This window comes from Caulobacter hibisci, from assembly GCF_016135805.1.
GTDB lineage: Bacteria > Pseudomonadota > Alphaproteobacteria > Caulobacterales > Caulobacteraceae > Caulobacter > Caulobacter hibisci.
Genome location: NZ_JADWOX010000024.1, coordinates 67,037 through 80,216 on the forward strand (window position 1 = coordinate 67,037; position 13,180 = coordinate 80,216).

A 13,180-nucleotide genomic window follows, 5' to 3' on the forward strand; every position below is an offset into this window, starting at 1 on the left:
GGCGATGAGCGAACCGTCGATCTTCTTCTTCGAGGTCAACGAGCGGCAGGGGGTCTTCCACCGCCGGGCCTTCCTGCTGGGCGGCCTGGCCGGCGCGGGCCTGCTGACCCTGACCGGCCGCCTGGCCCAGCTGCAGCTGGTCGAGGCCCAGCGCTACCAGAAGCTTTCGGCCGGCAACCAGTTCAATTACCGCCTGGTGCCGCCCCCGCGCGGCTTGGTGCTCGACCGCAACGGCGTGGCCCTGGCCTCTAACCGCCCCAACTTCCGCCTTATGGTGATCAAGGAGAAGGGCATGGACGTCGAGGCCACCCTCGACGACCTGGCCACCCTGGTGCCGATCGACGGCTCGCGCCGGGCCCGCCTGCTCAAGGAAATCAACAACGCCCCGCGCAAGGCGCCGGTGGTGGTGATGGAAGACATGAGCTGGGAGGAGTTCTCCCGGATCAATATCCGCGCCCCCGAGCTGCCCAACATCAGCGCCGACATGGGCGAGGTGCGGGTCTATCCGTTCGGCGGCGCCTTCGCCCACGTCATTGGCTATGTCGCCAAGGTGTCCGACAAGGACGTCGAGGCGGCCCGCAAGGATCCGACCCAGGACCAGGAACTGCTGCACAATCCCGGCTTCCGCATCGGTCGCCAGGGCGTGGAGAAGGCCTTCGATCTCGACCTGCGCGGCAGGGCGGGGGCGATCAAGGCCGAGGTCGACGCCCAGGGCCGCGTGGTCAGCCTCGACCCGGCCGGCGACATCCCGCCGACCCCGGGCAAGGAGGTGCGCCTCACCCTCGACGCCGACATCCAGAACCGCGCCCTCGAGGTGATGGGCGAGGAGAGCGGCGCCATCGTGGTGATGGATTGCCGCAACGGCGACCTGCTGGCCATGGTCTCGGCCCCCAGCTTCGACGCCAACCGGTTCGTGAAGGGCCTGTCCGGGGCCGAGTACAAGGCGCTGTCGGAGTACGAGCGCAAGCCGCTGCTCGACAAGGCCCTGAGCGGCACCTATCCGCCCGGCTCGACCTTCAAGCCGACAGTGGGCCTGGCGGCCCTGGCCGCCGGCATCGATCCCGAGGTCCGCATCAGCTGCGGCGGCAGCTGGTACTACGGTGGCCGCACTTGGCGCTGCTGGCAGAAGGGCGGCCACGGCGCCCAGAACATGCACGACGCCATCAAGAACTCGTGCGACATCTACTTCTACCAGACGGCGCTGAAGATCGGCCCCGACGCCATCGCCAACGCCGCCCGCGCCGTCGGCTTCGGCCAGACTTTCGACATCGGCATTCCTGGCCAGAAGAAGGGCCTGGTGCCCGACCGCGAATGGAAGAAGCGGGCCTTCAAGCGCAATCCGGCCAACCAGATCTGGTTTCCGGGCGAGACGCCCAGCTACGGGATCGGCCAGGGGGCTCTGAACGTCAACGCGTTGCAGCTGGCCGTGATGACCGCGCGCCTGGCCAACGGCCAGAAGGCCCTGGTTCCGCGCCTGGTCAAGTCGGTGGGCGGCGTCGAGCAGCCCAGCGGCGCGGCCGTGCCCGACCTGCCGTTCTCGAAGGAACACCTGGAATACGTCCGCGGCGGCATGGCGGCCGTGGCCAACGACGTGCGCGGCACGGCCTATCGCCAGAGCCAGCTGGGCCTGGGCGACGTGCAGATGGCCGGCAAGACCGGCACGGCGCAGGTCCGCAGCTACGACAAGGTCAAGACCCGCAACAACGCCAGCTACACGTGGAAGCTCAAGGACCACAACCTGTTCGTCGCCTTCGCGCCCTATGACGCGCCGCGCTACGTGGTGGTGGTCATCGTCGAGCACGGCGGCATGGGCGGCGCCACCGCCGGCGCCCCGCGCGCCCGCGAAGTGATGCGCGTGGCCCTGCTGAAGGATCCGGAGATCCGCGCCCGTATCGAAAAGCCGATGCCGTTGCCCGAAGCGCCGGTCGAGACCGTCGACGGCGTGGTCGAGGGCGCGGCTCCCGAAGAGCCGGAGGAGGGCGCGCCGCCCCCGCCCGAGGTCACCGCCCCGCCCGCCGGCACGCCAGGAGGCCACATATGACCCTCAGCGGCGGCCTGTCCCGGCCCGGCGAGCGCGACCGGCCGATCATCAAGTTCATGGAGATCGACTGGACCTTCTGCCTGCTCCTGTGCCTGATCGCGGGCTCGGGGGCGCTGATGCTGTTCTCGATCGCCGGGGCCTCGTGGGAGCCCTGGGCCGACAAGCACCTGCTGCGCTTCGGCCTCTATTTCGTGATGATGATCGTGCTGGCCATGATCGACCTGCGCGTCTGGTTCACCCTGGCCTATCCCGTCTACGGCATTGGCCTGCTGCTGCTGGTGGCGGTGGAGGCGATCGGCGACGTGTCGCTGGGCGCCCAGCGCTGGCTGTCGATCGGCGGCTTCCGCTTCCAGCCGTCCGAGATCATGAAGCTGGGCGTCGTGCTGGCCCTGGCCCGCTACTATCACGGCCTGTCAGCCGACAGCGCCCGGCTGTCCTGGCGCCTCCTGATCCCGGCGGCGATGATCGGCGCGCCGGTGCTGCTGGTCGCCCACCAGCCCGACCTCGGCACCGCCATGCTGATCGCCATGACCGGCCTGGCCATCGTCGTGCTGGCCGGCCTGTCGCTGCGGGTGATCGCCACCGGCGTCGTCGGCGCCCTGGTGGCCATCCCGCCGTTCGTGCTGTTCGTGCTGCACGACTACCAGCGCAAGCGGGTGCTGACCTTCCTGAACCCGGAGGCCGACCAGTCGGGCTCGGGCTACCACATCTACCAGTCGAAGATCGCCCTGGGCTCTGGCGGCCTGCTGGGCAAGGGCTTTGGCCTGGGCTCGCAGAGCCAGCTGAACTTCCTGCCCGAAAAGCAGACCGACTTCATCTTCGCCACCCTGGCCGAGGAGTTCGGCTTCGTCGGCTGCCTGTGGGTGTTGTCGCTCTACGGCATCGTCATCTTCATGGCCCTGCGCATCGCCTCGATCAGCCATAGCCACTTCGGACGGCTGGCCGCCTCGGGCGTGACGGCCACCTTCGCCCTCTACGTGCTGATCAACGGCGCCATGGTCATGGGCCTGGCGCCGGTGGTGGGCGTGCCCATGCCGATGCTGTCCTACGGCGGCACCGTGATGATGACGGTGATGATCGGCTTCGGCCTGGTCCTGGCCGTGCGCGTTCACCGCTACACCGAAGTCACCAGCGGCAAGGGCTCGCTGATGTAGGACGCGACGGGGCGAAGCTCGCCCCGTCGCGCCTGCCTACTCCTCGATCCCCTCGACCAGTTCGCGCAGATAGGCGACGTGGCCGCGGAAGGCCTTGGACCCGGCCTGGGTCACCGCCGCGCGGGTGCGGGGGCGCTTGCCGACGTGATCCTTGAGGATCTCGACATAGCCGGCCTTTTCCAGCGCCGTCAGATGGCTGCCCAGATTGCCGTCGGTGGCCTGGGTGATGGTCTTCAGCCGCGAGAATTCCAGCGGCTCGGCGGCCCGTTCGGCATAAAGGGCGGCCATGATCTTCAGGCGCAGGGGCTGGTGGATCAGGTCGTCGGATTGCGCCATCTCAGCCCCTCCACAGCCAGACGCCGCTGACGAACAACGCCGCGCTGGCGCTGGCCATCCAGAAGGCCAGGTGCTCCTTGAAGCCGTAGAAGCCGATCAGGGTCAGGGCGAACATCACCGCGCCGATCAGCAGGTAGCGGCGAGCGAAGAACACCCCGACCCCCGCATAGATCACGCCCACCAGCAGGCCGGGGAAGGCGACGTAGCCGGCCGGATCGGTCGGTCGTAGCACCGCGAACACCGCCGAGACGAAGATCATGACCACGGCCATGCCGCCCAGCATGCGCAGGCTGTTGGGACCGCCCTGAGCGCCGACGCCGGCCTGGCGCTGCCCGCGCTGGGCTAGAAGGACGGTGCCGATCACCCCGACCGCGTCCAGCCCGAGCCAGGTCCAGCCCCACCAATGGGGCGCCAGCAGGCCCATGTTCAGATAGCCCAGCGCCCAGACCACGCTCCACAGCATCAGGATCGGTCCGCCGATCCGGTAGCCCTTCAGCAGCCCGTTGCGTCGGGTCGTCGTGTCGATTTCGGCCAGCGCCGCGGCGGCCTCGCTCTTGGAAAGCACCATCACATCCTCCATGGGGCATTCAGAGCCCTCTGTGATGCAGAGTGCATTGGATCGGTAACTCTGTCAAACAGAGTTCTCTGAGTGTTGCGTTAGGCCGAGAGGCGGCTCGCTTTCGTCAGCGGCTCTTCAGCGCCCGGCCCGTGACCACGGCGCCCTGGCCGAACTTGCCGCGCAGGGCGTCGATGGCGGTCTCGCTCTTCAGGGCCCGGCGCTCATCTCCGGCGAAGAAGTCGTCGGCCGCGCCGGCGGCGGGGACGAACTCGGTCAGGCCCGCCCCGATCAGGCGATAGGAGCGGCCGGCCGGCTCGGCGGCCAGCAGTTCGCGCGCCACCTGGAACAGGGTCTGGGCCGTCTGGGTGGGGACGGGCAGGGTGCGGCGGCGGGTGTGGATCTTGAAGTCGGGCGTGCGCAGCTTCAGCGTCGCCACCCGGCCGGCCACCTCTTCGCGCCGCACCTGGCGGGCGACCTTCTCGCACAGGGGCCAGAGCTGGTCCTCCAGGTCCTCGCGGCGGAACAGGTCGTCGTTGAAGGTGGTCTCGGCGCTGATGGTCTTGCGCACGCTGTCGGGATCGACGGCGCGGGCGTCCTGGCCGTGGGCCAGCCGGTGCAGCCGCAGGCCGCCGGTGCCCAGGGCCTGGGCCAGGGTCTTGAGGTCGGCATTGGCGATGTCGCCGACGGTGCGCAGGCCAAGGCCGGCCAGGGTCGTCACCGTCGCCGGCCCCACGCCCGGCAGGATCGACACCGGCTTGGTGGCCAGGAACGCCACGGCCTCCGCAGCCCCGATGGCCGAGAAGCCGCGCGGCTTGTCCAGCTCCGAGGCGATCTTGGCCAGGAACTTGTTGGGGGCCAGGCCGACCGAGACCGTCAGGTTCTGCTCGGCCTCGATCTGCTGCTGCACCTTGGCCAGCATCACGGCCGGCGGCGCGCCGTGCAGGCGCTCGGTGCCCGACAGGTCGATCCAGGCCTCGTCCAGCGACAGCGGTTGGACCAGTGGCGTCAGGCTGGACAGGCGCGCCATGATCAGCGCGCTCTCGTGCTTGTACTTGGCGAAGTTGGGCTTCACGACGACGGCGTCGGGGCACAGCTGCAGCGCCTTGAACATCGGCATGGCCGAGCGCGCGCCGCTCATCCGGGCGATGTAGCAGGCCGTGGTCACCACGCCGCGCTTGCCGCCGCCGACGATCACCGGCTTGTCGCGCAGGGACGGATCGTCGCGCTTTTCGACCGAGGCGTAGAAGGCGTCGCAGTCGAGGTGGGCCATCGACAGGGCGCCCAGCTCCTCGTGGAAGACCGTGCGCGGCGAGCCGCAGGCCGGGCAGCGCGGCGCCTTGCGGTCGCCGGTCCACAGACAATCCCGGCAGAGCGCTTTCATCGCCCGTCGAGCGCCAGCGCCTCGCGGAGGGCGACCTTCAGGTCTGGCCACAGGTCGAAGCGGGCGTGACGGTCGGGGGCGCTGGGGGCCAGGGGGCGCAGGCGCTCGTCGGCCACCATCTGGAAGCGGCGGACGTTTGGGGCGCTGGCGGCCACCGATTCCAACTGCGGCAGCAGGTCGTCGATGAACACCGCCGGGGCCTCGACCCGTCCGGCCAGCTCGGCCGCCGATGGGCCCTTGGGTCCGGAATTGATCACCAGCGGATAGTCGAAGCCGTGGGTCTTCAGCCACCTGGCCCGGGTCTGGCGGCCGTGTTCGGGGGCGTTGGTCAGGATCACGACGCTCGCCTGCAGCGACAGGTCGGCCAGGGCGTCGGCCGCGCCCACGGCCGGCAGCAGATCCTCGCCGCCGTCACGGAAGAAGTCGTCGAACAGGGCCCGGCCGGCGATCAGGTCCAGGTGTTCGGTCTCGCCGGGGCGATAGATGTTCTGGAACAGGGCGAAGCGATCGACGCGCAGCTCGAACCCATGCCTCTCGATGAACGTTCCGAAGCCGGCCATGAACTGGGCCAGCACTTCGTCGACGTCCACGATGACGAGCGGCTTGTGCTTGTCGAGCGTGCAGGCCTTAAGGTCTGAAAAGCAGGGGTCCATGATCTGCGATCGGTGGTTGGTAACGCGATTAGCGCGGGCTTAAGGATATTCGTGCGATCTGAGGATGAAGAAGCGACGCGAATCCCTCACGTGTCGCCACGGACCGTATGGTCGGGGTCAGGATGACGAAGAAGGTCCTCATCGTCGAGGATAACGAGCTGAACATGAAGCTGTTTCATGACCTGCTCGAAGCCCAGGGCTATGAGACCCTGCAGACCCGCGAGGGCCTGCAGGCGTTGTCGATCGCCCGCGAACATCGCCCCGATTTGATCCTCATGGACATCCAGCTGCCCGAGATTTCGGGCCTGGAAGTGACCAAGTGGCTCAAGGAGGACGACGATCTGTCACATATCCCTGTCGTCGCCGTTACGGCATTTGCGATGAAGGGTGACGAGGAGCGGATTCGCGAGGGCGGCTGCGAGGCCTACATCTCCAAGCCCATCTCGGTGTCGCACTTCCTGGACACCATTCGCCGACTGCTGGAGAGGTAACAGGCCGTGAGCGCGCGAATCCTCGTCGTCGACGACATCGAGGCCAATGTGCGCCTGCTCGAGGCCAAGCTTTCGGCCGAGTATTATCAGGTCTCCTTCGCCTATGACGGCCCGACCGCCCTTGCGAAAGCGGCCGAGGAACTGCCCGACATCATCCTGCTCGACGTGATGATGCCCGGCATGGACGGCTTCACCGTCTGCCGCAAGCTCAAGGAAGACCCCACCACCCGCCATATTCCCGTGGTGCTGGTCACGGCGCTCGACGGCCGCGCCGACCGCATCCAGGGCCTGGAAGCCGGCGCCGCCGACTTCCTGACCAAGCCCATCGACGACGTCATGCTGTTCGCCCGCGTGCGCAGCTCAACCCGCCTGAAGATGGTCATCGACGAACTGCGCCAGCGCGAGGCCTCGGGCCGCCGCATCGGCGTGATCGCCGGCGCCGCCACCCGCCTCGACGGCATCGGCGGCCGGGTGCTGATCGTCGACGACAACGAACGCCAGGCCCAGCGCGTGGCCACCGAACTGGCGGTCGAGCACCGTCCGGTGGTCGAAACCGACCCGGCCAAGGCCGAGGTCAGCGCCAGCGGCCCCGTGGACCTGGTCATCGTCAACGCCGCCGCCCGCGGCTTCGACGGCCTGCGCTTCGCCGCCACCCTGCGCTCCAGCGAGCGCACCCGCCACCTGCCGATCCTGGCCGTGGTCGATCCCGACGACCGCCCGCGGATGGTCAAGGCGCTGGACCTGGGCGTCAACGACGTGCTGCCGCGCCCGATCGACCCGCAGGAGCTGGCCGCCCGCGCCCGCACCCAGGTGCGGCTGAAGCGCTACACCGACTATCTGCGCAACAATCTCGACCATTCGCTGGAGCTGGCCGTCACCGATCCGCTGACCGGCCTGCACAACCGCCGCTACATGACCGGCCAGCTGTCGGCCCTGGTCAACCGCGCCAGCATGGGCGGCGATCCGGTGTCGGCGCTGATGATCGACATCGACTACTTCAAGAAGATCAACGACGGCTTCGGCCACGACGTCGGCGACGAGGTGCTGCGCGAGTTCGCTCTGCGCCTGGCCTCGAACGTCCGCGCCATCGACCTGCCTTGCCGCTTCGGCGGCGAGGAGTTCACGGTGATCATGCCCGACACCCAGATGGCGGACGCCGTGCGCATCGCCGAGCGCATCCGCATGCACGTGGCCGGCTCGCCGTTCCGCGTGGCTGGCGGCCAGGAGCTGCTGACGGTGACGATCTCGGTCGGGGTCTCGGCCACGGCCGGGGCCGGCGACACCCCCGAAGCCCTGCTCAAGCGCGCCGACAGCGGCGTCTACGAGGCCAAGGCCTCGGGCCGCAACGCGGTGGTGGGCAAGGCGGCGGCCTAGCCGTCGGCTACCGCCCCAGCTTAGACAAGCTCCATCGATAGAAAGTCATCGCCCGACTTGTTCGGGCGACCCAAGCTGCGTGTCAGGATGTGGCCAAGTCGGCTTGGGTCGCCCGCATGAAGCGGGCGATGACTTTTGAAAGGGGGGGGGCTTCTCCCTCAGAGAGAAGGGATCACTTCGCCACCTTGATCTCAAACAACCACGGCCAGAACTTGCCGGTCACGAAGATGCGGTCGCCCTTGGCGTCGTAGGCGATGCCGTTGAGCACGTCGGCGCGGCTGGCCTCCTGCGGCGTCAGCAGGCCCGACATGTCGAGGCGTCCCAGCACGTTGCCGGTCTTGGGATCGATGCGGATGATCTGGTCGGTCTGCCAGATGTTGGCCCAGACCTCGCCCTTGATGAATTCCAGCTCGTTGATCTGGTCGACCGGCTGGCCGTACTCGGTGACCTTGATCCGGCCGGTCTCCTTCAGGGTCTCCGGATCCAGGAACCGCAGTTCGCTCGTGCCGTCGCTCATGATGATGCGGCGATCATCGCGGGTCAGGGCCCAGCCTTCGCCCGCATAGTTGAAGGTCGACTTGACGGCGAAGGTGGCGCGGTCGCGCACGAGGCCGACGCCGTCCTTCCAGGTCAGCTGGACCAGCTTGTCGCCCCAGTCGACGATGCCCTCGCCGAAATACTTGGGGTCCATGTCGGCCTGCTGCTGCACCGCGCCGGTCTCCAGCGCCACCCGGCGCACCCACGAGCGGCCCTCCAGCCCGGTGCTCTCATAGAGCTGGCCGTCGCGGAACAGCAGGCCCTCGGTGAAGGCCTGGCGGTCGTGCGGATAGGTGCGGACGATCTCGTAGCCCTGGGTGTGCGGCGGCGGCTCGGGAGCCGAGCAGGCGGGCAGGGCGGCGAGGACGGAGAAGGCGAGGGCGAGGCGAACGATCACGCGGGCATCCTAGAACCAGGTCCGGAAAAACAAAAACGCCCGACGTTGCCGCCGGGCGTTTTCGAGAATCGTCGGTGCGACGAGGCGATCTTACTTGATCTTGCCTTCGCGGAATTCGACGTGCTTGCGCACGACCGGGTCGTACTTCTTCAGCACCATCTTTTCGGTCTTGGTGCGGGCGTTCTTCTTGGTGACGTAGAAGAAGCCGGTGTCCGCCGTCGAATTCAGGCGGATCTTGATCGAAGCCGGTTTGGCCATGGTCGAATCCCTGCGGTAATCGCGCAGGTCCCCGCGCGGTCGAAATGAGAGGCGCGGAACATACTCATGAACGGGGCAAAGTCAATTGCCGCTTGTGCATCGATTGTAGGGGAAATCGATCGACCGCGCCTTGCCGTCGATTTCGCCCTCGATGCGGCCCAGAAGTCCGTCCGGGCCTTGGCGGCGATAGATCACGCGCTGGGGAAAGTCGTGGGCCGGGTTCTCGAACACCAGCTCGCCGTCGGCGGCGCTCTTCAGCGGAAAGGCGCCTTCAGGCTGGCCCGAGGGCAGGGCGATGAAGGTGAGTCGCCCGTCGACGACCTGGATCCGCGTGAACTCCCAGCCGCGCGCCTTGCCGTCGCGCACCGTGCGGCTCATGCCCAGCATCATCCCGCCGCCTGGGGCGAGCCATTGCTCCTCGACCACGCCATTGGGCTGGTCCTGCCTCCAGCATCCGGCGAGGAAGGCGGCCTGGTCGATCGGGGCGGTGACGGTCTGCAGGGCGAGGAGGAGGGCGAGCATGGTCAGAGCTCCGTCATCACCGCGTTGCCCCGCAGAAACCGCATGAACGGCGCCGGGCGGGCCGGGTCCTTCATCTGCTGGGCGGTTTCGCGCAGCACCATGCGGGTGATGCTGGGCAGGTCGAGGTCGCGGGTCTCGTCGAAGCTCACCCAGGCGATCTCGTCGAGCTCGCCGCAGTCGGGCTGGCGCTCCAGGCTTAGCAGGGCGCTGGCCGGGGCCATGAAGAAGCGGGCGTCGAAGCGGCGCGGGCGATAGGGCGGGGTGATGGCGCGGGCCACGAAGCTCAGCGGCGCGAGGTCCGGCAGGGCGCCCTGGGCCAGGAACGGCCGCCAGGCCGCGGCGCCGGGACGCGGCGGGGCGGCCTTGGCCAGCAGCAGGCCGGTCTCCTCGAAGGTCTCGCGCACCGCCGCCAGGGCCAGGGCCCGGGCCAGACGGGCGGGCGAGGCGTGCCGGGGATGCTTGGCCAGGCGCTCGGCCACATCGGGGGAAAGCTCGCTGGCCGAGGGGGCGTCGAAGTCGCCGCGATCGACGCGGCCGCCCGGAAATACCCACTTGCTGGCCATGAAGGCGTGGCCGCGATTGCGCCGGCCCATCAGCACGCGCGGCGCCGGGCCGTCGTCGCGCACCACGATCACCGTGGCGGCGTGGCGCGGTCGGATGACGCCGGAACTGGGGTCCAGCGCTTCGCCGTCGTCCTTGGAGTCGAATGCGGGCTCGGTCATGGCTTGAGCTTAGACCTCGTGACGCTTCTGCAAAGCCGTTCCTTAGGGAAGGCGCGCCCGGCCTTGACCCGGCCAGAGGAACCGCCAAGCTCGCCTCAAAGTCTTCTCTAGGAGTCGGGTATGGGCGTGCGCGTGACGGTTTCGGTTCTGGCCCTGGCGGCCGTGTTGTCCACGCCCGCCTTCGCGGCCTCCAACACGGCCAAGGTCGAGGCGGCGGCCAAGGTCGTCCAGCCCAAGGTCGTGGCCTGGCGGCGCGACGTCCACGAGCATCCGGAACTGGGCAACCAGGAGGTCCGCACGGCCGCCCTGGTGGCCAAGGAGCTTAAGGCCCTGGGCCTGGAGGTCCGCGAGGGCGTCGGCAAGACCGGCGTCGTCGGGGTGCTGAAGGGCGGCAAGCCCGGCAAGGTCGTGGCCCTGCGCGCCGACATGGACGCCCTGCCGGTGCTGGAAAAGACCGGCCTGCCGTTCGCCTCCAAGGCCACCGCCACCTGGGAAGGCAAGACCGTCCCCGTCATGCACGCCTGCGGCCACGACACCCACGTGGCCATGCTGCTGGGCGCGGCTACCGTGCTGGCCGGCATGAAGGCCGACATCGCCGGCACGGTGGTGTTCATCTTCCAGCCGGCCGAGGAAGGCCCCCAGGCGGGCGACGAAGGCGGCGCCAAGCTGATGATCGCCGACGGCGCGCTCGACAATCCCAAGGTCGACGCCATCTTCGGCGTCCATATCGGCCCTGGCGACGCCAACGCCATGAATTACCGCCCCGAGGGCTTCTATGCCGGCGCCGACCGCCTCACGATCACGGTGAAGGGCAAGCAGACCCACGGCGCGCGGCCCTGGGCCGGCATCGACATGGCCAGCGTCTCGGCCGACATCATCCAGGCGCTGAACCAGATCGCCGCCCGCCAGATCGACGTCGGGACCTCGCCCACGGTGCTGACCATCGCCACCATCAATATGGGCGTGCGCAACAACATCATCCCCGAAGACCTGGTGATGAGCGGCACCCTGCGCACCTTCACGCCCGAGCGTAAGGCCGAGGTGATCGCCAAGACCCAGAAGGCCGTGGCCGCCATCGGCGACCGCTATGGCGCGAAAGCCGAGGCGGTGTTCACCCAGCCCTATCCGGTCACCTGGAACGACGCGGCCCTGTCGAAGTGGGTCAAGGCTCCGCTGGAAAAGGCCTCGCCCGGCAAGGTCGACGACCAGGCCGCCCTGATCACCGGCGCCGAGGACTTCTCCCTCTATGGCCAGAAGGTCCCGGCGGTGTTCGTCCAGCTCGGCGGCCGCAAGGCCGACGTCCCCGCCGCCGGCGCGCCGGCTAACCACTCGCCGTACTTCGACATTGACGAGGCGGTGCTGGAGACCGGCGTGAAGGCCGAGGTGTTCATGGCGCTGGATTACCTGGCGCGGAAGTAAGGCCACGGCTTCCTTCTCCCCCTTGCAGGAGAAGGTGTCGACGCAGTCGACGGATGAGGGGTCTCTCAAACATCGAACGCCGCGACAGCTGAACAGCCGTCGCGGCGGTTCTGTTCGTGCGACCCCTCACCCGACCCGCTTCGCGGGCCACCCTCTCCCACAGGGGGAGAGGGGGTGAATTTAGGAGAGGTTGGATTTTCCACCAAAGCGCCTATCTAACCGCCCCATGACCGACGCCGCCCCCCAAACCCTGTCCGACGACCTCGTTTCCGCCTTCCAGATCGAAGGCCTGCCCGTGCGTGGCCGCGTCGTGCGGCTTGGCGAGGCCGTGAACGAAGTCCTGACCCGCCACGCCTATCCCGAGCCCGTCGCCAACCTGCTGGGCGAGGCCTGCGCGCTGGCTGCCCTGGTCGGGTCGAGCCTGAAGTTCGAGGGTCGGCTGATCGTCCAGGCCCAGGGCGACGGCCCGGTGCGCTACGTCGTGGTCGACTACGACACCACCGGCGGCCTGCGCGGCTATTGCCGGTTCGACGCCGACGAGGTGGCGGCCGTCTCGGAAGGCTTCGTGCGTCCGGGCGCCAAGACCCTGCTGGGCGGCGGCGTGTTCATCATGACCCTCGACCAGGGACCGGACATGGAGCGCTACCAGGGCGTCACCGCCATCGAGGGCGAGAGCCTGGCCCTGTGCGCCGAGCAGTACTTCATGCAGTCCGAGCAGATCCCGACCCGCGTGCGCCTGGCCGTCGGCCAGGCCGACACCGGCGAGGGCCTGAGCTGGCGCGCCGGCGGCATCCTGATCCAGACCATCGCCGGCGACGAGACGCGCGGCGAGACCAAGGAGGCCTGGAACCACGCCCAGGCGCTGTTCGAGACCACGGGCGAGGATGAGCTGATCGATCCGAGCGTGCCGACCACGACCTTGCTGTGGCGGCTGTTCAACGAGGACGGCGTGCGCCTGATCGACGAGAAGCCGCTGCGCGCCTTCTGCCGCTGCTCGGAAGACCGGATCGGCGTGGTGCTGCAGTCCTTCTCGCCCGAGGAGAAGGCCGAGATGATCGAGCCCGACGGCAAGATCCACGTGACCTGCGAATACTGCTCGCGGGTCTACGCGCTGGAGCCCGACGGCGAGGCGTGAGACCGATTTTCCTCCCCCGTGACACGGGGGAGGGGGACCGCGAAGCGGTGGAGGGGGCGTGACGGGGCGCCGAGCTTGAACTCGCCCCCACCCTCACCCTGCGTAAACCCAGCCCGCCACCTACCCCCGTTATCGGGGGGGGAGTAGGGGCTAGCGGCGCCGAGGGTCGCCCGTCGCTCATCCCCGAGTCCTACACAAGCG

General features: G+C 68.5%; 14 protein-coding genes. 6 read left to right on the plus strand and 8 right to left on the minus strand.

The annotated features are described in order from the left end of the window. Positions 1 to 4 precede the first annotated feature (4 nt). Complete coding sequence (mrdA, locus tag I4Q42_RS23575) at positions 5 to 2,041, plus strand: penicillin-binding protein 2 (RefSeq protein ID WP_198578542.1); 2,037 nt, start codon at positions 5 to 7, stop codon at positions 2,039 to 2,041. Further along, on the plus strand, positions 2,038 to 3,195 hold the full coding sequence (rodA, locus tag I4Q42_RS23580) for a rod shape-determining protein RodA (RefSeq protein ID WP_198578543.1): 1,158 nt from the start codon (positions 2,038 to 2,040) through the stop codon (positions 3,193 to 3,195). The genes mrdA and rodA overlap by 4 nt, the downstream gene beginning before the upstream one ends. Positions 3,196 to 3,231: 36 nt before the next feature. On the opposite strand, the gene I4Q42_RS23585 is transcribed toward rodA, so the two are convergent. From I4Q42_RS23585 to I4Q42_RS23600, 4 genes are all read right to left on the minus strand, one after another. After that, positions 3,232 to 3,531: a winged helix-turn-helix domain-containing protein gene (locus tag I4Q42_RS23585; protein ID WP_198578544.1), complete on the minus strand. Its 300-nt coding sequence runs from the start codon at positions 3,529 to 3,531 to the stop codon at positions 3,232 to 3,234. A 1-nt stretch (position 3,532) separates the two neighbouring features. Continuing rightward, positions 3,533 to 4,099, minus strand: coding sequence for a hypothetical protein (locus tag I4Q42_RS23590; protein WP_232793384.1), 567 nt, complete (start codon positions 4,097 to 4,099; stop codon positions 3,533 to 3,535). 115 nt (positions 4,100 to 4,214) lie between these two features. Next, positions 4,215 to 5,471 carry a DNA polymerase IV gene (locus I4Q42_RS23595; protein ID WP_198578546.1) on the minus strand — a complete coding sequence of 419 codons (1,257 nt, stop codon included), beginning with the start codon at positions 5,469 to 5,471 and terminating at the stop codon, positions 4,215 to 4,217. Then, on the minus strand, positions 5,468 to 6,124 hold the full coding sequence (locus I4Q42_RS23600) for a hypothetical protein (RefSeq protein WP_198578547.1): 657 nt from the start codon (positions 6,122 to 6,124) through the stop codon (positions 5,468 to 5,470). The genes I4Q42_RS23595 and I4Q42_RS23600 overlap by 4 nt, the downstream gene beginning before the upstream one ends. A 122-nt stretch (positions 6,125 to 6,246) precedes the next feature. Here I4Q42_RS23600 and divK point away from each other — a divergent pair, with 122 nt between their 5' ends. Both divK and I4Q42_RS23610 read left to right on the plus strand, forming a co-directional pair. Next, complete coding sequence (gene divK / locus I4Q42_RS23605; RefSeq protein WP_029916211.1) at positions 6,247 to 6,615, plus strand: cell-cycle response regulator DivK; 369 nt, start codon at positions 6,247 to 6,249, stop codon at positions 6,613 to 6,615. A 6-nt stretch (positions 6,616 to 6,621) separates the two neighbouring features. Then, positions 6,622 to 7,989, plus strand: coding sequence for a PleD family two-component system response regulator (locus tag I4Q42_RS23610; RefSeq protein ID WP_198578548.1), 1,368 nt, complete (start codon positions 6,622 to 6,624; stop codon positions 7,987 to 7,989). 172 nt (positions 7,990 to 8,161) lie between these two features. On the opposite strand, the gene I4Q42_RS23615 is transcribed toward I4Q42_RS23610, so the two are convergent. The 4 genes from I4Q42_RS23615 to I4Q42_RS23630 form a co-directional block, all read right to left on the minus strand. Beyond that, positions 8,162 to 8,923 carry a glutaminyl-peptide cyclotransferase gene (locus tag I4Q42_RS23615; protein ID WP_198578549.1) on the minus strand — a complete coding sequence of 254 codons (762 nt, stop codon included), beginning with the start codon at positions 8,921 to 8,923 and terminating at the stop codon, positions 8,162 to 8,164. Between the two features lie 90 nt (positions 8,924 to 9,013). After that, positions 9,014 to 9,181 (minus strand): 50S ribosomal protein L33, encoded by a 168-nt coding sequence (gene rpmG / locus I4Q42_RS23620; protein ID WP_004620056.1) that lies wholly within the window; start codon positions 9,179 to 9,181, stop codon positions 9,014 to 9,016. A gap of 81 nt (positions 9,182 to 9,262) precedes the next feature. Next, positions 9,263 to 9,703 (minus strand): DUF6265 family protein, encoded by a 441-nt coding sequence (locus I4Q42_RS23625; RefSeq protein ID WP_198578550.1) that lies wholly within the window; start codon positions 9,701 to 9,703, stop codon positions 9,263 to 9,265. A 2-nt stretch (positions 9,704 to 9,705) separates the two neighbouring features. Further along, positions 9,706 to 10,425, minus strand: coding sequence for an NUDIX hydrolase (locus I4Q42_RS23630; RefSeq protein ID WP_198578551.1), 720 nt, complete (start codon positions 10,423 to 10,425; stop codon positions 9,706 to 9,708). Between the two features lie 120 nt (positions 10,426 to 10,545). Between I4Q42_RS23630 and I4Q42_RS23635 the strand changes: the two genes are divergently transcribed. Together I4Q42_RS23635 and I4Q42_RS23640 are read left to right on the plus strand one after the other, a co-directional pair. Then, positions 10,546 to 11,844, plus strand: a complete 1,299-nt coding sequence (locus tag I4Q42_RS23635) for an amidohydrolase (protein WP_198578552.1) — start codon at positions 10,546 to 10,548, stop codon at positions 11,842 to 11,844. A 226-nt stretch (positions 11,845 to 12,070) separates the two neighbouring features. Beyond that, a complete protein-coding gene (locus I4Q42_RS23640; protein WP_198578553.1) occupies positions 12,071 to 12,979 on the plus strand; it encodes an Hsp33 family molecular chaperone in 909 nt (302 codons plus the stop codon). Positions 12,980 to 13,180: the final 201 nt, after the last annotated feature.

What these genes read in the sequence shown, in the direction of transcription:
- rpmG (WP_004620056.1), bottom strand. Translation starts at nt 9,181, where the DNA reads ATGGCCAAACCGGCTTCGATCAAGATCCGCCTGAATTCGACGGCGGAC.
- divK (WP_029916211.1), top strand. Translation starts at nt 6,247, where the DNA reads ATGACGAAGAAGGTCCTCATCGTCGAGGATAACGAGCTGAACATGAAG.
- I4Q42_RS23635 (WP_198578552.1), top strand. Translation starts at nt 10,546, where the DNA reads ATGGGCGTGCGCGTGACGGTTTCGGTTCTGGCCCTGGCGGCCGTGTTG.
- rodA (WP_198578543.1), top strand. Translation starts at nt 2,038, where the DNA reads ATGACCCTCAGCGGCGGCCTGTCCCGGCCCGGCGAGCGCGACCGGCCG.
- I4Q42_RS23640 (WP_198578553.1), top strand. Translation starts at nt 12,071, where the DNA reads ATGACCGACGCCGCCCCCCAAACCCTGTCCGACGACCTCGTTTCCGCC.
- I4Q42_RS23590 (WP_232793384.1), bottom strand. Translation starts at nt 4,099, where the DNA reads ATGGTGCTTTCCAAGAGCGAGGCCGCCGCGGCGCTGGCCGAAATCGAC.
- I4Q42_RS23595 (WP_198578546.1), bottom strand. Translation starts at nt 5,471, where the DNA reads ATGAAAGCGCTCTGCCGGGATTGTCTGTGGACCGGCGACCGCAAGGCG.
- I4Q42_RS23630 (WP_198578551.1), bottom strand. Translation starts at nt 10,425, where the DNA reads ATGACCGAGCCCGCATTCGACTCCAAGGACGACGGCGAAGCGCTGGAC.
- I4Q42_RS23600 (WP_198578547.1), bottom strand. Translation starts at nt 6,124, where the DNA reads ATGGACCCCTGCTTTTCAGACCTTAAGGCCTGCACGCTCGACAAGCAC.
- I4Q42_RS23625 (WP_198578550.1), bottom strand. Translation starts at nt 9,703, where the DNA reads ATGCTCGCCCTCCTCCTCGCCCTGCAGACCGTCACCGCCCCGATCGAC.
- mrdA (WP_198578542.1), top strand. Translation starts at nt 5, where the DNA reads ATGAGCGAACCGTCGATCTTCTTCTTCGAGGTCAACGAGCGGCAGGGG.
- I4Q42_RS23585 (WP_198578544.1), bottom strand. Translation starts at nt 3,531, where the DNA reads ATGGCGCAATCCGACGACCTGATCCACCAGCCCCTGCGCCTGAAGATC.